This is a genomic window from Shewanella sp. GXUN23E, from assembly GCF_050865035.1.
Lineage (GTDB): Bacteria > Pseudomonadota > Gammaproteobacteria > Enterobacterales > Shewanellaceae > Shewanella.
Map to the genome: position 1 here is coordinate 418165 of NZ_JBOZWP010000001.1, position 19243 is coordinate 437407.

Annotated in this window: 18 protein-coding genes and 2 tRNA genes; 6 read left to right on the plus strand and 14 right to left on the minus strand. The window is 52.2% G+C overall.

Features of this window, described 5'->3' with window-relative positions; genetic code table 11:
* Nucleotides 1–42: 42 nt before the first annotated feature.
* The 11 genes from infB to rlmE all read right to left on the minus strand — a co-directional run bounded on the left by infB (nt 43) and on the right by rlmE (nt 11380).
* Nucleotides 43–2685: a translation initiation factor IF-2 gene (gene infB / locus ACRRUX_RS01765; protein WP_432526551.1), complete on the minus strand. Its 2643-nt coding sequence runs from the start codon at nt 2683–2685 to the stop codon at nt 43–45.
* 25 nt (nt 2686–2710) lie between these two features.
* Nucleotides 2711–4210: a transcription termination factor NusA gene (nusA, locus tag ACRRUX_RS01770; protein ID WP_432526553.1), complete on the minus strand. Its 1500-nt coding sequence runs from the start codon at nt 4208–4210 to the stop codon at nt 2711–2713.
* Nucleotides 4211–4237: 27 nt separating this feature from the next.
* A complete protein-coding gene (rimP, locus tag ACRRUX_RS01775) occupies nt 4238–4693 on the minus strand; it encodes a ribosome maturation factor RimP (RefSeq protein WP_432526555.1) in 456 nt (151 codons plus the stop codon).
* 166 nt (nt 4694–4859) lie between these two features.
* Nucleotides 4860–4936: transfer RNA gene (locus ACRRUX_RS01780), tRNA-Met, on the minus strand.
* Between the two features lie 86 nt (nt 4937–5022).
* Nucleotides 5023–5109 (minus strand) — tRNA-Leu (locus ACRRUX_RS01785).
* 10 nt (nt 5110–5119) lie between these two features.
* Nucleotides 5120–5452, minus strand: a complete 333-nt coding sequence (gene secG, locus ACRRUX_RS01790) for a preprotein translocase subunit SecG (RefSeq protein WP_432526557.1) — start codon at nt 5450–5452, stop codon at nt 5120–5122.
* Between the two features lies 1 nt (nt 5453).
* On the minus strand, nt 5454–6236 hold the full coding sequence (tpiA, locus tag ACRRUX_RS01795; RefSeq protein ID WP_432526559.1) for a triose-phosphate isomerase: 783 nt from the start codon (nt 6234–6236) through the stop codon (nt 5454–5456).
* 184 nt (nt 6237–6420) lie between these two features.
* Nucleotides 6421–7755, minus strand: a complete 1335-nt coding sequence (gene glmM, locus ACRRUX_RS01800) for a phosphoglucosamine mutase (protein WP_432526561.1) — start codon at nt 7753–7755, stop codon at nt 6421–6423.
* 51 nt (nt 7756–7806) lie between these two features.
* Entirely contained in the window at nt 7807–8643 is an 837-nt protein-coding gene (gene folP / locus ACRRUX_RS01805; protein WP_432526563.1) for a dihydropteroate synthase, read from the minus strand.
* A gap of 112 nt (nt 8644–8755) precedes the next feature.
* On the minus strand, nt 8756–10720 hold the full coding sequence (gene ftsH / locus ACRRUX_RS01810; protein ID WP_432526565.1) for an ATP-dependent zinc metalloprotease FtsH: 1965 nt from the start codon (nt 10718–10720) through the stop codon (nt 8756–8758).
* 30 nt (nt 10721–10750) lie between these two features.
* Nucleotides 10751–11380 carry a 23S rRNA (uridine(2552)-2'-O)-methyltransferase RlmE gene (rlmE, locus tag ACRRUX_RS01815; RefSeq protein ID WP_432526567.1) on the minus strand — a complete coding sequence of 210 codons (630 nt, stop codon included), beginning with the start codon at nt 11378–11380 and terminating at the stop codon, nt 10751–10753.
* 92 nt (nt 11381–11472) lie between these two features.
* Between rlmE and yhbY the strand changes: the two genes are divergently transcribed.
* Entirely contained in the window at nt 11473–11772 is a 300-nt protein-coding gene (yhbY, locus tag ACRRUX_RS01820) for a ribosome assembly RNA-binding protein YhbY (RefSeq protein ID WP_432526569.1), read from the plus strand.
* An 85-nt stretch (nt 11773–11857) separates the two neighbouring features.
* Here yhbY and greA read toward each other — a convergent pair whose 3' ends face one another.
* A complete protein-coding gene (greA, locus tag ACRRUX_RS01825) occupies nt 11858–12334 on the minus strand; it encodes a transcription elongation factor GreA (protein WP_432526571.1) in 477 nt (158 codons plus the stop codon).
* Between the two features lie 285 nt (nt 12335–12619).
* Here greA and ACRRUX_RS01830 point away from each other — a divergent pair, with 285 nt between their 5' ends.
* Nucleotides 12620–13519, plus strand: a complete 900-nt coding sequence (locus ACRRUX_RS01830; RefSeq protein WP_432526573.1) for a DMT family transporter — start codon at nt 12620–12622, stop codon at nt 13517–13519.
* Here ACRRUX_RS01830 and ACRRUX_RS01835 read toward each other — a convergent pair.
* Nucleotides 13467–14318 (minus strand): LysR family transcriptional regulator, encoded by an 852-nt coding sequence (locus ACRRUX_RS01835; RefSeq protein ID WP_432526575.1) that lies wholly within the window; start codon nt 14316–14318, stop codon nt 13467–13469. The genes ACRRUX_RS01830 and ACRRUX_RS01835 overlap by 53 nt on opposite strands.
* A 150-nt stretch (nt 14319–14468) precedes the next feature.
* Here ACRRUX_RS01835 and ACRRUX_RS01840 point away from each other — a divergent pair, with 150 nt between their 5' ends.
* The 4 genes from ACRRUX_RS01840 (at nt 14469) to ACRRUX_RS01855 (ending at nt 18385) form a co-directional block, all read left to right on the plus strand.
* Entirely contained in the window at nt 14469–15191 is a 723-nt protein-coding gene (locus ACRRUX_RS01840; protein WP_432526577.1) for an SDR family oxidoreductase, read from the plus strand.
* 249 nt (nt 15192–15440) lie between these two features.
* Nucleotides 15441–16739, plus strand: coding sequence for a coproporphyrinogen III oxidase family protein (locus ACRRUX_RS01845; protein ID WP_432526579.1), 1299 nt, complete (start codon nt 15441–15443; stop codon nt 16737–16739).
* 325 nt (nt 16740–17064) lie between these two features.
* A complete protein-coding gene (locus ACRRUX_RS01850) occupies nt 17065–18033 on the plus strand; it encodes a nucleoside hydrolase (protein ID WP_432526581.1) in 969 nt (322 codons plus the stop codon).
* Between the two features lie 88 nt (nt 18034–18121).
* Nucleotides 18122–18385, plus strand: coding sequence for a hypothetical protein (locus ACRRUX_RS01855; protein WP_432526583.1), 264 nt, complete (start codon nt 18122–18124; stop codon nt 18383–18385).
* 110 nt (nt 18386–18495) lie between these two features.
* On the opposite strand, the gene ACRRUX_RS01860 is transcribed toward ACRRUX_RS01855, so the two are convergent.
* Nucleotides 18496–19149, minus strand: coding sequence for a LysE family translocator (locus tag ACRRUX_RS01860; RefSeq protein WP_432526585.1), 654 nt, complete (start codon nt 19147–19149; stop codon nt 18496–18498).
* Nucleotides 19150–19243 lie beyond the last annotated feature (94 nt).

The window sequence follows — 19243 nt, forward strand, 5'->3', positions numbered from 1 at the left end:
AACCCGGTACAGGTATCGACCGCCCTTATCAAATACTAACGATTACAGGGTACGTGCAACTTCAACGGTTTCGAATACTTCGATCTGATCGCCTACGCGAACGTCGTTGTAGTTCTTCACGCCGATACCACATTCCATACCGTTACGAACTTCGTTGACGTCATCCTTGAAGCGACGCAGAGATTCCAGTTCGCCTTCATAGATAACCACGTTGTCACGCAGTACACGGATTGGCGCGCTGCGCTTCACGATACCTTCAATTACCATACAGCCAGCAATAGCGCCCAGCTTAGGTGACTTGAACACATCACGAACTTCTGCCAGACCGATGATCTGCTGCTTAACTTCAGGAGACAGCATGCCGCTCATGGCCGCTCTCACTTCGTCAATCAGGTCGTAGATCACGCTGTAGTAACGCAGATCCACAGCTTCAGCTTCAATGGTCTTACGCGCCTGAGCATCAGCACGGACGTTGAAGCCCAGCATGATAGCGTTGGACGCCGCGGCCAGAGTTGCATCGGTTTCAGTCAGTGCACCAACACCACGGGCGATGATGTTCACTTTCACTTCATCGGTAGACAGCTTGGTCAGAGAGTCTGCAATCGCTTCCAGAGAGCCCTGTACGTCGGCCTTCAGGATGATGTTCAGTTCCTGCACTTCGCCTTCAGTCATGTTGGCGAACATGTTCTCCAGCTTGGCCTTCTGCTGACGTGCCAGTTTCACTTCGCGGAATTTACCCTGACGATACAGAGCAACTTCACGGGCTTTACGCTCGTCGCGAACAACAGTGGCTTCATCACCGGCAGAAGGTACGCCGGACAGACCCAGGATCTCTACCGGAATAGATGGACCGGCTTCAGTAATTGACTTACCGTTTTCATCCTTCATGGCACGGATCTTACCGTACTCCAGACCGCACAGTACGATATCGCCCTGACGCAGAGTACCTTCCTGAACCAGTACAGTGGCCACAGGACCACGGCCCTTGTCCAGCTTGGATTCAATCACCACACCGGCAGCCATACCTTCACGGCGGGCTGTCAGTTCCAGTACTTCAGCCTGCAGCAGAATGGCTTCCAGCAGCTCGTCTACACCGGTACCTGCCTTGGCAGAGACGTAAACGAACATGTTTTCGCCGCCCCACTCTTCAGACATCACGTTGTGCTGAGCCAGTTCGCTCTTCACACGCTCCGGATCGGCTTCTGGTTTGTCCATCTTGTTCACAGCCACAATCAAAGGCACGTTACCGGCCTTGGCGTGCTGAATCGCTTCGATGGTCTGCGGCATTACGCCGTCATCGGCGGCCACAACCAGAATAACGATATCGGTGGCCTTGGCACCACGGGCACGCATTGCGGTAAACGCGGCGTGACCCGGAGTATCAAGGAAAGTCACCATGCCGTTGTCGGTTTCTACATGGTAAGCACCGATGTGCTGGGTAATACCACCGGCTTCGCCAGCGGCAACCTTGGCGCGACGGATGTAGTCCAGCAGCGAGGTCTTACCGTGGTCAACGTGACCCATGATGGTCACAACCGGTGCGCGTGGCTCCAGTTTCTCATCATCATCACGGTCAGCCAGCACCTGATGCTCCAGCTCGTTTTCACGCAGCAGAACAACTTTGTGACCCATTTCCTCGGCAACCAGCTGAGCAGTTTCCTGATCCAGCACCTGGTTGATAGTGACCATGGTGCCCATCTTCATCATCTGCTTGATGATTTCAGTGGCTTTTACGGCCATTCTCTGAGCCAGATCGGCAACAGTCACGGTTTCGCCGATACGAACTTCACGGTTCACGGCAGCCACAGGCTTGTTGAAGCCATGGGCATTGGACTTAGGTGCAGTCTTACCCTTGATGTGACGTTCACGACCTTCACGGGCATCTTTACCGCCACGTTTCTTGGCCTGTACTTTGCCACGACCACGGCGACCACGTTTCTCTTCGTCCATGTCGCTGCGATCTTCAGCAGCCTGGGCAACTTTAGAGGTAGTCACATGGTGGTCGTCGCTGTGCTCAGCCTGCTGACGAGTATGCTCTTCCTCTTCCCAGCGCTTGGCATTTTCTTCAGCCAGACGACGGGCTTCTTCAGCAGCCTTGGCAGCTTCTTCATCCTGCTTACGCTTCAGAGCTTCTTCCTGAGCGCTCTTGATGCGCTGAGCTTCCAGACGAGCTTCACGGGCTTCTTCTGTCTCTGGCTCATCTTTCTTCACTGCACTCTCCGCCTTTGGCGAGGCCTCAGCTTTGGCCTTGGCTTCTGCAGCTTTGGCAGCCGCTTCAGCTTCTGCGCGGGCCTTGGCTTCTGCCTCGGCCTTGGCTGCGGCATCTGCAGCAGCTTTGGCTTCTGCTTCCGCCTTGGCCTGAGCTTCCGCTTCAGCTTGCAGCGCAGCAGGATCACGCTTCACGAAAGTGCGCTTTTTGCGTACTTCAACTTTAACGTCTTTAGACTGACCACCGCCGGCATTCACGCTCAGGGTAGATACTGTCTTACGTTGCAGCGTCATCTTGGTCGGTTGACCATCGGCGCCATGCTGCTTTTTCAAAAATTCAATCAGCGCCTGCTTTTCAGCTTCGGTGACAGCGTCGTTGCGGGACTTGTTAATGCCCGCCTGAGAAAACTGCTCAATCAGTCGCTCAACGTCTTTGCCTACTTCCGAAGCCAGTTTTTCTACTGTGGTTTCTGTCATCAGTTAACTCCCCCTGTTGATCGACTTATGCTTCTTCGCCGAACCAACAGATGTTGCGGGCAGCCATGATGAGCTCACCAGCCTTGTCTTCTGTCAATTCTTCAATTTCGATCAAATCATCAATGCCTTGTTCGGCCAAATCTTCGAGTGTTACAACGCCTTTGCTTGCCAAAATGTAAGCCAGGTGACGTTCCATACCTTCCAGAGCCAGCAATTCATCGCTTGGCTCAACACCGTCCAGCGCCTCTTCCAGTGCCAGAGCACGGGTAGAGATAGCGGCTTTGGCGCGCTCGCGCAGAGCTTCAACGGTGTCTTCATCCAGACCATCAATGTCCAGCAGCTCGGACACCGGCACGTAGGCGATCTCTTCCAGAGAGGTAAAGCCTTCGTCTGCCAGTATCTGGGCAAAATCATCGTCGATATCCAGTGCACCGGTGAACAGGTCAACCACCTTGGCACTTTCGGCCTGGTGCTTGGCGTTCATGTCTTCCACTGTCATTACGTTCAGTGTCCAACCGGTCAGCTGAGTGGCCAGACGAATATTCTGACCGTTACGGCCAATCGCCTGCGCCAGAGAATCGGCTTCCACCGCAATATCCATAGAGTGGTTGTCTTCATCCACGATGATAGAAGCCACATCAGCCGGTGCCATGGCATTGATCACAAACTGCGCTGGATTATCATCCCACAGCACGATATCAACACGCTCACCACCCAACTCGTTGGATACAGCCTGAACCCGGGCACCACGCATACCTACGCAGGCACCGATAGGATCGATACGCTTGTCGTTGGATTTCACCGCAATTTTTGCACGGCTGCCAGGATCGCGGGCTGCGCCCATGACGTTAATCATTTCATCAGCGATTTCAGGAACTTCCACACGGAACAGTTCGATCAGCATCTCTGGCTTGGTACGGGTCAGGAACAGCTGAGCGCCGCGGGCTTCCGGACGTACTGAGTACAGCAGTGCACGGACACGGTCACCAGGACGGAAGCTTTCACGGCTGATCAGATCTTCTTTGTACAACACGCCATCGGCATTGTTGCCCAGATCAACCACTACGCTGTCGCGGTTGCTCTTCTTCACTACACCGGTGATCAGCTCGCCTTCTTTATCCGCAAACTGCTCAACCACCTGAGCACGCTCGGCTTCACGTACTTTCTGTACGATAACCTGCTTGGCGGTCTGGGTTGTGATACGGTCAAACACCACTGACTCAATCTGATCTTCAACATAGTCACCCAGTTGCAGCTCAGGATCTTCAAAGCGTGCAGCGTCCAGAGTGATCTCGCGATATGGATTTTCCAGCGGCTCACCAGTGTCTTCTACCACCAACCAGCGGCGGAACGTCTCATAGTGACCGGTCTTACGGTCGATAGCGACGCGCACGTCGATATCGCCTTCATATTTTTTCTTGGTAGCAGTTGCCAGGGCGTATTCCAGCGCCTCAAAAATTTTCTCGCGCGGTACGGCCTTTTCGTTGGACACCGCTTCAGCAACCAGCAGAATCTCTTTATTCATCGTCTTGCCTCGTTCACCTTTAATCCATCAAAACTTCGCAATCACATTGCCTTTGCGAATGTTATCAATGGCTACGACTTTTTCTTTACCATCCACGGTCAAAGTCAGCATCTGTCCTTCGACTTTGGTGATGGTGCCTCTCATGTTACGACTACCATCAACCGGCATAGTCAGTTGTACTTTGGCCTCTTCACCAACATACCGGGCGTACTGTTGCGCATTGAACAGCGGACGATCTACCCCGGGAGAAGAAACTTCAAGTGTGTATTCGTGGGAGATAGGGTCTTCAACATCGAGAACAGCACTGACCTGACGGCTGGTTTCGGCACAATCTTCGATGTTAATCCCATTCTCACTGTCGATATAGATTCGCAGCGTCGAATGCTTACCCGCCTGGAGATATTCGATGCCCCACAGCTGGTAGCCCAGAGATTCCACAGGCCCTTTAAGCGTCTCCGCCAGTCTGTTTTCCAATGTTGCCAAAGTTGACCCCCAAAAAAACAAAAAAGGGCTATAAAGCCCCAGTACTTCGCCGCTCACTTCACGGCCAATGTCGAAGTCCAAATAACAAAAAACCCCGTAATCACGAGGTCATTGCTTTAAGAACCTGTATTCAGTAACTAATCTATCAAGACAAGTAACTGGGAGCTGGTTGCGGGGGCCGGATTTGAACCGACGACCTTCGGGTTATGAGCCCGACGAGCTACCATGCTGCTCCACCCCGCGTCAACTGGGTGCAAGTATATTGGCTTTCACCTCAACTTGCAATCGCCAAGCCCATTCAAAATAGTATGAACTCAGTGATTTTATGATGGTGCCGAGAGCGGGACTTGAACCCGCACGACCGTTAGGTCACAGCCACCTCAAGGCTGCGCGTCTACCAATTCCACCACCTCGGCAAAATCGTTATCAGTCCGGAATTTTATCCTGTGACTGCTTGGCTGGCTGAGGAGCAGTTTGAGTTTGCTCGGCAGCATTGCCTAAATCATTCCACGAATCAACTGACTTGGCGTGGTTTGCACTCAGGTTACCAATAACCAGACTCAGTACAAAAAACGCGATAGCCAGAATCGCAGTACTCCGGGTCAGAAAGTTACCTGAACCACTGGAGCCAAACAAAGTACCGGAAGCACCGGCACCGAAGGATGCGCCCATATCGGCACCCTTGCCTTGCTGAATGAGGATCAAACCAATCAGGGCGATCGACACCAGCAAGTAGACAACAATCAGTACATTGTACATATTACGCGCTCATTGCTATGGAACACAGACTTAAAAACTCGCTCGAGTTTAAACTGGCTCCGCCAATCAGTCCACCATCAACATCAGGTTGGGCGAACAGGTCTGCAGCATTACCTGGGGTTACACTGCCACCGTAAAGAATTCTGATATTTTCCCCAATAAATGGAGACACTTCAGAGAGACGCTTGCGAATAAACGCATGTACTTCCTGTGCCTGCTCTGGGGTTGCGCTCTTACCCGTCCCTACTGCCCACAAAGGCTCGTAAGCGATAATCGCATTATCAAAAGCCATGGTACCGTTCTTTTCGATGACCACATCCAACTCTTCAGCAATCACCTCAAAGGTACGTCTTGCTTCACGTGCCGGACCGGATTCACCCACACACAAGATAGGGGTTAAACCGTGCTTCTGTGCTGCAGCAAATTTTTCTGCAACTATGTCACTGGTTTCGCCGTACATACGACGACGTTCAGAATGACCGATAATAACATATCGGCAACCGGCATCTTTCAACATCTTGCCGGACACTTCACCTGTATAGGCACCAAAATCGTGCTGACTCAGGTTCTGAGCACCCATTCTTACCAGGCAACCATTTAAAGCTTCTTTATTCGCTTCCAGTAACTGCCTGACACTTTCAAGGTAAATCGAAGGTGGACAAAGCACCACTTCCGCTGAATCATCTTGGAGCTTGGCAGCGAACTTCTTGAACAGGTCTTGCGCCAACTGCGCATCGCCATTCATTTTCCAGTTGCCAGCAACCATTGGACGTCTGAGTGCCATCTCTGTCTCCTCTGAAAGCGGCGTGAATAATAGCGAACCGATCCTGAAGTTACAATACCCAAAATCGTAATTTTTAGCATAAACGGCGAGAATGCTTACTTTTTACTCTCACAGCTAAAACATTGTGCAATTTAAAAATAAAAGGCGGCGCGGATTGCTCGGCACCGCCCGATAACGAGTCCAATCAGGCACAAACCCGCTTGACTGTATCTGCGATCATGTTGGCCAGTGCAGTCACCTCTGTGGCATCGGCGCCTTCTACCATCACCCGCAGCAATGGCTCTGTACCAGACTTGCGCAGCAACACCCGTCCGGTTTCACCCAGCTGAACTTCGGCCTGCTCTTTGGCGCCGATGACTTCAGGATGCAGCAGTGGATCATCCTTGCCTTCAAAGCGCACGTTGACCAATACCTGAGGGAACATGGTCAACCCGTCCACCATAGCTTCAAAAGGTTTGCCCTGACGTTGCATGGCTGCCAGCACCAGAATACCGGCGACAATGCCATCCCCCGTGGTGCCATGGTCTAAATCCAGGATATGACCGGAATTCTCACCACCGATGCGCCAGCCCTTTTCTTTCAGCAGCTCCATCACATAACGGTCACCTACTTTCGAGCGGGCGAACGGAATGTCACGGGCTTTCAACGCCAACTCCAGTCCCAGGTTGGACATTTGTGTGCCAACCACACCGCCGGTCAGCGTGCCGCGGGATTGAGCTTCGCAGGCCAGGATATAAAGGATCTGATCGCCATCAATAACATTGCCATGACGGTCAACCATCATGATGCGGTCACCATCGCCATCCAGGGCAATACCCAGATCGGCCTGGTGCTCGGTCACGGCAGCACAAATCGCCCCCATTGAGGTGGCACCGACTTTGTCATTGATGTTGATACCGTTTGGTGTCACACCGATGGAAATCACCTCAGCCCCCAGCTCTCGAAACACACTGGGCGCAATGTGATAGGTCGCGCCATGGGCACAATCAACCACAATTTTCAGTCCTTCCAGCGTTTGGTCGGCAGGGAAGTTACCTTTGCAATACTCGATGTAGCGGCCAGCGGCATCATCGATACGAGACACTTTGCCAAGCAGACGTGACTCCACGCACTCCATCGGTTTTTCCAGCTCGGCTTCAATGGCAAGCTCGACTTCATCGTCCAGCTTGCTGCCGTCAGTAGAGAAGAATTTGATGCCGTTATCGTAATAGGGATTGTGCGAAGCACTGATCACTACGCCGGCTTCTGCACGGAAGGTGCGGGTCAGATAAGCGACAGCCGGAGTTGGCATGGGCCCCATCAACATCACGTTCAGCCCCGCGGCAGATAAGCCGGCTTCCAGTGCCGATTCAAACAAATACCCCGATATCCGGGTATCTTTGCCAATAATCACTTTGCGGGTGCCGGTACGGCTCAATACCCGCCCTGCGGCCCAGCCCAATTTGAGAGCCAACTCGGGAGTCATAGTGCCGGATCCGACCTTGCCACGGATCCCATCAGTTCCAAAAAACTTTCTCATTTCTAATCCTTACCACATCAAAAAAGCAAATCCATTTGCGCTGGCGTCGGTTCAGCGCGTTAACCGGCGACAGACATTAAATACTTTCACTGCATCCACTGTCTGCTCTACATCATGAACACGGATGATATGAGCACCTCGATGCAGGGATTCCAAAGCACCGGCCAGACTGCCAGCCATGCGCTCCACAGGGGCACGCCCCAGCAAGTTGCCAATCATACTCTTTCTGGACAGGCCAATCAGCAAGGGCAAGCCAAATTCGTGGAAACTATCCAGATTGGCCAACAGCTCATAATTGTGTTCCAGCGTTTTGCCAAAACCAAACCCCACATCAAGCAGCAGACGCTCTTTCGTTATCCCCGCGGCTTCACATGCCTCAATACGTTCGTCAAAAAATGCCTTCACATCTTTAATGATATCTTCATAGCAAGGGGCGTCCTGCATGGTTTCGGGCTGCCCCTGCATATGCATAAGGCAGACTGGCACACCGAGTTCAGCTGCTGCTTCAAGAGCGCCGGGTGCCTGCAATGCCCTGACATCGTTGATAAGATGCGCACCGGCAGCCACTGCCTGACGCATGACTTCAGGCTTACTGGTATCAACAGAAATCCACACATTGTGATTGGCGGCCACATACTCGACCAACGGGACAACCCGCTTAAGCTCTTCCTGCAGAGAAACTTCCGCCGCCCCCGGGCGGGTTGACTCCCCCCCGATATCAATAATGCCAGCTCCCTGAGTCACCATTTCATCGGCATGACGACAGGCCGCCTCAAACGCCGCAAACATGCCGCCGTCAGAGAAAGAATCCGGGGTAACATTCAATATTCCCATCACCACCGGGGTATCAAGCACCAGGGTATGTCCGTGGGCAAAAAGCTGATACAAGAGCAAACTCCTTTATAACTTTGGTCTATCGGTTCAGGCCAGCCGTCAGTTGGCCTGAAACAAAAACAAGAAAACCCCTTCCGGGGTTTTCTGTCAATCATGAACTATCGGACTATTTAGCCACAGACTCATCGGCACCGCTGATTTCAGCATCCTGCACAGGGGCATCGCTGGCTTTTACCGCCTGTCCACCCTGAGAGCTGGAACCATTACTGCCACTATGGTTGTCGTCCTGCCAGTCTGCAGGAGGACGAACTTCACGACGTGCCATCAGATCATCAATCTGAGGAGAATCAATAGTTTCATACTTCATCAGTGCGTCTTTCATCGAGTGCAGAATATCCATATTTTCCACCAGGATCTGCTTGGCGCGCTGATAGTTGCGGTCAATAATCACTTTGATTTCATTATCGATAATCGCAGCAGTCTCATCCGACATATGCTTGGCTTTGGCCATTGAGCGACCGAGGAATACCTCGCCCTCTTCTTCTGCATACAGCAATGGTCCCAATTTGTCGGAGAAGCCCCACTGAGTCACCATATTGCGGGCAATCGAGGTGGCGTACTTAATATCCTGCGACGCACCGGTCGACACAGCCTCTTCACCAAAGATCAGCTCTTCCGCCAGACGACCACCATAAGCCACTGAGATTTGGCACTCGAGCTTACGACGGCTCTGACTGACCGCATCCGCTTCCGGCAAGAAGAAGGTCACCCCCAATGCGCGGCCACGGGGAATGATGGTCACTTTATGCAGGGGGTCATGCTCCGGCATCAGATAACCTACAATCGCGTGCCCGGCTTCGTGATAGGCCGTCATCATCTTGTCTTCTTCAGACATAACCATGGAGCGGCGCTCAGCCCCCATCATGATTTTATCTTTGGCACGCTCAAATTCTTCCATGCCGACCAGTTTACGGTTGCCGCGAGCAGCAAATAGTGCCGCTTCGTTCACCAGGTTGGCCAGATCAGCACCGGAAAATCCAGGTGTACCACGGGCGATCACGCTGGCTTTAACATCTTCACCGATGGGTACTTTGCGCATGTGAACTTTGAGGATCTGCTCACGGCCACGCACGTCCGGCAGACCGACCACAACCTGACGGTCGAATCGACCAGGACGCAACAGTGCGGCGTCAAGCACGTCCGGACGGTTGGTTGCGGCGATAACGATAATCCCCTCGTTACCTTCAAAACCATCCATTTCTACCAGCATCTGGTTCAGGGTTTGTTCACGTTCATCGTGACCGCCGCCCAAGCCGGCACCACGCTGACGACCTACCGCATCGATTTCATCGATAAAGATAATGCACGGAGCGGACTTTTTCGCCTGCTCAAACATATCGCGCACACGGGAAGCACCCACACCCACAAACATTTCAACGAAGTCAGAGCCGGAGATAGTGAAAAACGGTACCTTGGCTTCACCGGCAATGGCTTTGGCCAGCAAAGTCTTACCTGTACCCGGAGGACCAACCATCAATACACCAGTGGGAATACGACCACCCAGACGCTGGAATTTGGTGGGATCACGCAAATAATCCACCAACTCTTTCACTTCTTCCTTAGCCTCATCACAACCGGCTACATCCGCGAAAGTGGTTTTAATCTGATCTTCACTCATCAGCTTGGCTTTGCTCTTGCCAAAGGACATGGCGCCTTTGCCACCGCCGCCCTGCATCTGCCGCATGAAGAAAATCCACACGCCAATCAGCAGCAACATTGGGAACCAGGAGATAAATATCTGAGTCAGGAAACCGGATTCTTCGGCTTCCTGGCCTTTGACTTTCACCCCTTTGTTCAACAGATCGTTGATCAGGTCACGATCATAGATGGGCATGATGGTAGTGAATTTCTCACCACTGCGCATGGTGCCAACTATGGTCCGCTGATCCGCCTTGAATTCAGCAGTGGCAACTCGGTTGTTTTCCACATCCTGAACAAAGGTTGAATAGTCCATCTTCGACGCTGAGGACGAAGTGGGGGAAATACCCTGGAAAACCGACATCAGCACTACTGCGATGACGACCCAGAGAATCAGGTTTTTTGCCATGTCACTCAAGTTCTTAGACCTCATTAAAGTCCTGCGATGATAGTCGCTAGGTTACTACAACTTATACCCGGTCGCCACCAGATACACCTCCCTTGAACGGGGACGTGACGAATCCGGTTTGCGGGTCTTGACAGTTTTAAAAGCCTCTTTCACGGCCTTCATATACTCGTCAAAGCCCTCGCCCTGAAACACCTTCACCGCAAAGCTGCCGTTAGGTGCCAGTACCTGATGACACATATCCAATGCTAGCTCAACAAGATACATTGCGCGCGGCTGGTCAACCCCACCACTGCCACTCATATTGGGTGCCATATCTGACAATACGACATCCACCTTATCTGCGCCCACCCGGTTAAGCAGCGCATCCAGTACTTTGTCTTCGCGGAAATCACCCTGCAGAAAATCGACACCAACGATTGGGTCCATCGGTAAAATGTCACAGGCGATAACCTTGCCCTGCTCCCCCACCAACTTCACAGCAATCTGCGACCATCCGCCAGGCGCAGCCCCCAAATCCACCACCGTCATACCGGGTTTAATCAGCTGATCTTTCTGTTGTATCTCTTCCAGCTTGAAAGCCGCGCGGGAACGCAGCCCACGCTTTTGTGAGAGCTTTACATAATGATCATCAAAGTGTTCCTGCATCCAACGGGTGGAGCTGGCCGAACGTTTTTTACCTGACATCGATTTCCCAAAACAAAATGAGAGTTACACCTAAGCCTATATGAGGGTAGAATACCCGTTTTTCAACGGTAACTCAGCAAAAGTTGGTATAAATGAACCTGACCACCAAACAAAAACAGTACCTCAAAGGACTGGCGCACAATTTAAAGCCAGTGGTACTGCTCGGGGCCAACGGCCTGACTGAGGGCGTACTGGCTGAAATCGACAATGCACTGTCGCACCATGAACTGATCAAGGTGAAAGTGCCTACTACTGACCGCGAAGTTAAACTCGCGATTGTCGATGCCATCGTCCGCGAAACCGGCGCAGTCAATGTCCAGCTGATTGGTCACAACGCTGTGCTGTATCGCCAGTCAGAAGAGATGAAAATCGCGCTGCCAAAAGCACGCTGATAGTCATCCCTGCCACAAAAAAAGCCGCTCTACTACTTAACAGTAATGAGCGGCTTTTTTGTACCTTATCCAGCTGAAATCTAGATTAAATATATTCCACGCTGACGATTTCAAAATCAGTTACACCACCGGGTGTCTGAATGCTGACCTCATCACCTTCATTCTTGCCGATCAGACCACGGGCAATAGGAGAATTCACTGACAGCAGATTGTCTTTGATATTGGCTTCATCATCGCCAACAATACGATAGGTGACTTCTTTTTCAGTATCCAGATTCATGATGGTCACGGTAACGCCGAAAATCACCTTGCCGGTGTTTTCCATCTTGGTGACATCGATAATATGCGCATTGGACAGTTTACCTTCGATATCACGGATACGGGCTTCGCACAGTCCCTGCTCTTCACGGGCAGCGTGGTACTCAGCGTTTTCCTTCAGATCCCCCAACTCACGGGCTGCCGCAATGGCTTCCGTGATCTGTGGACGGCGCTCAAACTTCAGCATATCAAGCTCTTTTTGCAAACGCTCGGCACCAACAACTGTCATAGGAACCTTATTCATAATTCTCTTTCGTCTCCTGTCAAACAAAAGCAGCCCGTGCAGGCTCAAGGCCCGCACAGCTAAAATACCGGATGATTTTGCGCCTGAATGCGCACTGGACACCACAACTCAGAAATTGGTAACAGCTTACCTAAGCCTGCTCAGATTCGCTATAGCAGAAACCGAAAAAAAATTTACCGTGCATGACAGGCGTTTCACTGACATGAAGTGGCAACAGCGTCCCTATTGCGTCTGTCGTCGCCAGCCATTATAAGTGAGTATTCGCTCAAATAGGGGACGTAATCCATGTCACCCACCCAGCGCGGTATTTCCCTGGCGCTAGCCGGGATCCTGATCCTCAGCTTCGACAGTTTGCTGGTGCGTCTGACCGACACCACGCCTTGGGATCTGTTGTTCTGGCGCGGCAGTATGCAAGCGCTGAGTTTGCTGTTGGTACTTATACTGTTCAATCGTGAGGAATTGACCACCCGCTTGCTGCCACCTTCACTCAGTACTTTGGCTGTCGGCACGCTATTCACTGCATCCACAGTATGTTTTGTGCTGTCACTGGATCATACCCAGGTGGCCAGCACTCTTGTCATCGTCAATACCGCACCACTGTTTACCGCAATAATCGCCTTTGTCGTGCTGAAAGACAGATTGCCGCTGCATACCATAGTCGCTATCGGCGCCGCCGTCGGCGGGGTATGGCTGATTTTTGCCTATGCCCCCGTGCCGGGACAGATTGAGGGTGATCTGTACGCACTGGTCACCGCCATATCAACCTCGGTGTATCTGACTATCATGCGTTCAACTCTGGGCCGTAATGCTGCCAGCTATCTGATTTGTGCAGGCGTGATGATAGCGCTGTTTGCGCTATATCAGGGTGCCAGGCCAATGGACGTTCCCTTTGCGCAGTTGAAATATGCCCTGATCCTCGGTGGCATTGTAGTGCCTGCATCCTATTTGTGTATCTCGCGGGCTCCCAAGTATATTCCCGCCGCGCAAACCAGTTTGATCCTGCTGCTGGAGATCCTGCTCGGTCCGTTGCTGGTTTACCTGTTCATCGGCAATGAACCCTCAGTGAACGATCTCATCGGTGGTGGCCTGGTACTGGGCACCCTTATTCTCCATACGCTTTGGGAAGTCAGACTCAGTCGCCGGCGACTTCAGGCTCAAGCGACAGCCCCAGGATCAACTGACTGATCACTGGATTCAATGTCTGATGGGACGGGTAACACAGGCCTATGCGCCGGTACATGCGCGGGCCATTGAACCGCACCAGCTCAAGTCTGGGTTCATCTTCAACCAGGCCATCGGGCAGGAAGCTGATGCCAAATCCCGCCAGCACCAGCGACATCACCTGTGACTTGTGTTCGGCTTTCGCAACCAGATTCAGCGACATATCGGCACAAGCCAACAAGCCAATCGTTTGCTGATGTGCCTCACAGGGCGGACATTCAATAAAGTCATAACCATTGAGATCGGCAGGCTCTACCAGCGTTTTTTGTGCCAGCTCATGCCCTTTGGGAACACAGAGTACATAGTCCTCACTCCACAACGGCATAAACACTTCATCTTCCCGCTTCAGAGCATCCAAAGTCAGCCGACAATCCGCCGCGCTGTGGTAGTCCACCAACTCCAGATCCAGTCGCTCCACCGCCTGATTGACCCGGCTGAGCAACCTTGCCAGGCGTCTTTGACTGAGATCCGGCATCACCGCAATCCGCAGTTTTTGCCTCGCCGCTTTTTGCCTGAACAACGAAGGCAGCGCACCGGCCTCTTTTACCAATTTCACCGCCAGCGGGTAAAGGTAGTGAGCACTGTCCAGCGCAACCACTCCCTTTTTGCTGCGCTCAAACAGCGCGCCGCCCAGCTCTTCTTCGAGCTGTTTTAAACCGGCTGACAGGGAAGGTTGACTAACATGGCAACGCTGCGCCGCCAGCGTAATATTGCGCTCTTCAAAAATAGCGATAAAAAATCTGAGTAAACGTAAATCGACCACAGCAGATACCCTCAGGGTTATTCATAGGCGCAGACTATCACAACCAATCAAAATATGTATTTTTCCTATATGACTCACCTCCCTATACTGCGTCCATTCAGGTCCGGCCGGCCCACCTATTCATCTGCTTAGCCAAGAGAGAAACTTATTATGAATAAACCACTGGTTGTCATCACAGGCGCATCATCCGGCATTGGCGCCGCCATGGCCCGCGCATTCAGTCAGGCCGGACACCCTTTGCTGTTACTGGCCCGTCGCCTCGAGCCAATGCAGGCGCTGGCACTGCCCAACACTCTGTGTCTCAGCCTGGATGTCACCGACGGTGAAGCATTCAAAGCCGCCATTACCGAAGGTGAGTCCAAATTCGGTAAGGTCGGCTGCCTGATCAACAACGCTGGCGTAATGTTGTTGGGTCTGGCGCACGAACAGGACCCGGGCGAATGGAGCCGCATGTTGAATATCAATGTGATGGGCGTCCTCAATGGCGTTCATGCGGTGCTCGCCGACATGAAGGCCCGCAATACCGGTACTATCATCAATGTCAGCTCCATCGCCGGTCGCAAAACCTTCCCCAATCATGCCGCTTACTGCGCCACCAAATTCGCCGTTCATGCACTGACCGAGAACATTCGTGAAGAAGTGGCCATGGACAACGTCCGGGTCATCACCATTGCCCCTGGCGCGGTGGAAACCGAGCTGCTGAGCCACACCACCAGCGAAGCCATCAAGGCCGGTTATCAGGATTGGAAAACTGAAATGGGCGGCGTGATTATGCCGGAAACTATCGCCCAGGCCGCCTTGTTTGCCTGGCAGCAACCGCAAAACGTCTGCGTACGGGAAATTGTGCTGGCTGCCACCAAACAGCAACCCTGAACAGCCAAACCTTACCCCGGAGATGAGCAGCGGTAATCCGCCTGCTCATCGCAGCTGTATCTTTCGATTAGAGCAGCAACTTTCAGTCAATTATTCCGCTATCCGGTGAAAACAAGCGGTCTAATATTTGTGCGTTACCCGACAATTTAAACAACTGAATCATAAATTTACCTAAAGCTTGGAGTATTCGACAGTTCCTCTTCCAGCATTTTTTTAACCTGTAGCGCAAACATCTTTCAGGGAAATGATATGGATACCAACTCCCACGGCCTGTTGTCCGTTGCCGCTGTCACCACTATGGATAAAGTGATGAACCGGCAGATCCGTTGTTCGCTGTCGCTGGCGAACGCCACTGCGCTTACCGAACCTCCTCAGGTGCCGGACACTCCCATTGAAACCCTGTATGTTCATATCCCCTTTTGCCATACCCTGTGCCGCTATTGCTCGTTTCATAAGGTGAAATTTGACGAGTCCCTGGCCCGTGCATACTTCGTGGCCCTACGTCAGGAAATCACCGCAGTATTGCGAATGGGTTACCGTTTCAATCGGGTTTATCTGGGAGGGGGCACGACTACGATTCTGGAAGATGAACTGATAAAAACGATAGAGCTTATCCGCTCAATGACACCAATCCGGGAAGTCACCTGTGAAAGTGACCCTTTCTATTTCAGGCAGGGCAATCCCGAGCATTTGCGGGGCTTAATCGACCGGATGTCAATAGGCGTACAGAGCTTTGAAGACCGAATACTCAAAGCCACCGGGCGATTTGAAAAATTTGGCTCAGGGCGAGAGCAGGCTGACTACATCAGCCAGGCAATTCAACTGTTCCCGACCGTCAATCTGGACATGATGTACGGCTTTGCCGGACAGACACCGGATTCGGTATACCGGGATCTGGAGCAGGCAATGGCACTGGCTCCGGAACAAATTACCACTTATCCACTGACCCCGGGGATAGGTAAAAATCGTAAAAAGTGTGCGCCAATTATGGGACCCGACAGATATCTGTGGCATCAGTTTATCAGCGTGCGTCATTGCCTGGGACAATCCTTCGACCAGCAATTCCCCTGGAACTTCAACCGTCGTCAGCCTGGTCTGACAGCGCACAAGTATGTGCTTGATGGTGAAGATTGCCTTGGCGTTGGCAGCGGTGCGTTCGGGCGCTTCGGGCAACGCTTTTTTGTGTCCAGTTTTGATATTCACGATTACATTGCCGGTATCCATGCCAACCCCAACCTTCCCGGGATCAGATTTGAAAAACAGCTGGATAGCAAGGCGCTGCGACGCCATGAACTGATGATAATGATGGGCCACGGTTATCTCGATGCCGCTCAATTCAAAGCACATTCAGGCCAGAATCTGTGGCAGGCATTGCCACTGGAGATGGCATATCTTATGGCCTGTGGTGCACTGGCTAAACAGGGAATAAATTACCGGGTCACTGAATTTGGCCAGTTTCTGGCATTGAAGATGTTCGCTGGCTTTCTGTCGGGAATGGATTACCTGCGTGAGCAGGCAAGCGCAGGCTGCCACAGATACGCAACTTAACATCAGCGAAAGCGGCGACATTCAGCCCAATCTGCCACCATAAGCAGTCAATTTAAACGCCAGTCGTACCGACAAAAAAAGAGGGCATACCTGAGTATGCCCAAGACGATGGTCTTGCCGCCAGCAGACCATCGGGTGTCATTTCAAGCTTAGTCCGTACCCGCTGCAGCGCCACTAAATTCACAAATTTATTATGTTTTTGCTCAAGCCTTGGACACTTGAACGGTTGCCGCCCCCGCATCACATCTGGCCTTGTCAGGCGTCACATTGCCTGGCAGGAGGTTAACGCTAGAATAGCGCTCTACCCTACCAGCTGAAGATCATAATGACTCAAAAAATCATCATAGATACAGATCCCGGCATCGATGATGCTATGGCAATTTTGTTTGCAGAAGCTCACCCGGACATTGAACTGCTGGCGCTGACCACAGTATTTGGCAATGCCACTATCGAAAATGGCACTAATAATGCGCTGTATCTGAAACAGAAATTTAACTGCAACTATGACGTCGCTCAGGGCGCAGACAAGCCGCTGACACGCCCGCCCGTCGGTCCAACAGTAATTGTTCATGGGGAAACCGGATTCGGGCATCTGCACGCCGGACCAATGGATCTGGACAAAGTCGACGCCCGTCCGGCTTACCAATACATCATTGACCAGCTAAAGGCACATCCGGGGGAAATTACTCTGGTTGCCGTTGGCCCACTGACCAATCTGTCGCTGGCACTGCAGGCCGAGCCACAAATCACCCAATGGGTAAAGCAGGTGGTTATTATGGGCGGCGCCTTTGGCGAAAATGGTCACAGAGGTAACGTCACCCCCTTTGCCGAAGCCAATATCCATGACGACCCTCATGCCGCAGACAGCGTATTCACTGCCGACTGGCCTGTCATCATCATAGGGCTGGATGTCACCGAAGAAAGCTTCTTTTCCGCAGATTACCTTGAGCAACTTAAAGATGATGCTGGCGAAGCGGGCCGCTTCCTGCACGAAGTCAGTCGCTACTACCTGGAGTTTTACTCAGACAAGCTGGGACTGGCCGGCTGCCATGTGCATGACCCTTCAGCGGTGGCATATGTCATTAACCCGGCGCTGTTCACGCTGCGAAATGGACCGGTGCGGGTGGTGCTGGATGGTTGCGCAGAAGGCATGACACTGCAAAAGACAGATACCCGCCTTCATGGCCACGACGAGTGGGAACATGCACCAAAACAACAGGTTGCAATCCAGGTTAACGATACGGCCTTGCTGGAATTATATCGCCATACTTTGGTGGAGTATGGCAAATCCTGATGCGGATGTGCTGGCATTAAGATAACAGGTGATTAAACACTAACCCCGGCGCTATACTGAATCGTCACACTTGATGATGGAGAAAGGTATGCTGACCAAGCGCAAAGCAGTTTTATCCCTGTTGTGTAGCCTGATGATGGCTGCCACAATCCAGGCGGCACAGGAACCCGAGCAAAAGGCTACTGATGCTGCCAAACGTAAAGGCGAGCAACAACATCAGGCAGAAGTCGCCACGGTTAAAGGGCTCAAGCAGCAGGAAATACAGGCCCATGAAGCGCATAAACGCAAGGGTGAGCAACAGTATTTGAAAGAACTGCAAAAAACCAAACCCGCGGTCAAAAAGGACAACTGACGACGGCTTAATCTGTGGTTTTACAGAAAGACACAAGGCGCCATTGGCGCCTTGTTTGTAAGGCTTGCGGCTGGAGCAGACGGTCCAGTTGCATTGCTCAACGTAGAGGGCTAGATCGCCATCGCCTGAGTATTGATTTGAGAAGTCAGCAGCCACACCGACAGCAGTAGAAAGACGGCCCCCATCACCTTGTTCTGCCATATCCTGAATCCGGGATGATTAAGCAGCGCCTGTCCCAAAGTCCCCACCAGCGCGACCAGCAACAGGTTAAAACTGAGCCCGGCCAGATTCAGCAGCAACCCCAGTGCCAGCATCTGTTCACCGGATGACGCGGCAATGTTGGATGACACAAACTGTGGCAGAAACAGCACAAAAAACATCAGCGCCTTGGGATTAAGCAGGTTGCTGATCACCGCCTGGCGATATAACTGCTTACCCAGATTCTTGCGCACTTGCGGCGCTTCGGTTTCACCTGTGTCAGTAGTCCGCAGACACCCCCACCCCATCCATGCCAAATACGCAGCACCTATGTACTTGAGCGCTTCCAGCGCCAGCGGGCTCATGGCTACCAAAGCCGAGACTCCCATCGCCGCTAGCAAAGTCAAAATAATACCGGATGTCGCATTGCCGATACTGGCCCACACGCCAACCCGGCGGCCATAGCTGAGGCTGGCCGAGGTGATCAGCAACATATCCGGGCCGGGGATCAACAGCAGTGCCAGCACAGCTGTCAGATAAAGGGGTAACACTGATACATCAATCATTCATCTAACAACATGAAGAAAATTCAGGTTGCGGATTGTAGAGAGATAAACCGATGGGGGCAAGGTGCCTGTCTCACACTCAGGCACCTTGCTG

Bases quoted from the DNA above. Each gene is read 5' to 3' on its own strand.
- ACRRUX_RS01840 (WP_432526577.1), top strand. From the start codon at position 14,469: ATGAATAAACCACTGGTTGTCATCACAGGCGCATCATCCGGCATTGGC.
- secG (WP_432526557.1), bottom strand. From the start codon at position 5,452: ATGTACAATGTACTGATTGTTGTCTACTTGCTGGTGTCGATCGCCCTG.
- infB (WP_432526551.1), bottom strand. From the start codon at position 2,685: ATGACAGAAACCACAGTAGAAAAACTGGCTTCGGAAGTAGGCAAAGAC.
- greA (WP_432526571.1), bottom strand. From the start codon at position 12,334: ATGAATAAGGTTCCTATGACAGTTGTTGGTGCCGAGCGTTTGCAAAAA.
- ACRRUX_RS01850 (WP_432526581.1), top strand. From the start codon at position 17,065: ATGACTCAAAAAATCATCATAGATACAGATCCCGGCATCGATGATGCT.
- ACRRUX_RS01855 (WP_432526583.1), top strand. From the start codon at position 18,122: ATGCTGACCAAGCGCAAAGCAGTTTTATCCCTGTTGTGTAGCCTGATG.
- ACRRUX_RS01830 (WP_432526573.1), top strand. From the start codon at position 12,620: ATGTCACCCACCCAGCGCGGTATTTCCCTGGCGCTAGCCGGGATCCTG.
- glmM (WP_432526561.1), bottom strand. From the start codon at position 7,755: ATGAGAAAGTTTTTTGGAACTGATGGGATCCGTGGCAAGGTCGGATCC.
- ftsH (WP_432526565.1), bottom strand. From the start codon at position 10,720: ATGAGGTCTAAGAACTTGAGTGACATGGCAAAAAACCTGATTCTCTGG.
- ACRRUX_RS01845 (WP_432526579.1), top strand. From the start codon at position 15,441: ATGGATACCAACTCCCACGGCCTGTTGTCCGTTGCCGCTGTCACCACT.
- ACRRUX_RS01860 (WP_432526585.1), bottom strand. From the start codon at position 19,149: ATGATTGATGTATCAGTGTTACCCCTTTATCTGACAGCTGTGCTGGCA.
- nusA (WP_432526553.1), bottom strand. From the start codon at position 4,210: ATGAATAAAGAGATTCTGCTGGTTGCTGAAGCGGTGTCCAACGAAAAG.
- rlmE (WP_432526567.1), bottom strand. From the start codon at position 11,380: ATGTCAGGTAAAAAACGTTCGGCCAGCTCCACCCGTTGGATGCAGGAA.
- yhbY (WP_432526569.1), top strand. From the start codon at position 11,473: ATGAACCTGACCACCAAACAAAAACAGTACCTCAAAGGACTGGCGCAC.
- tpiA (WP_432526559.1), bottom strand. From the start codon at position 6,236: ATGGCACTCAGACGTCCAATGGTTGCTGGCAACTGGAAAATGAATGGC.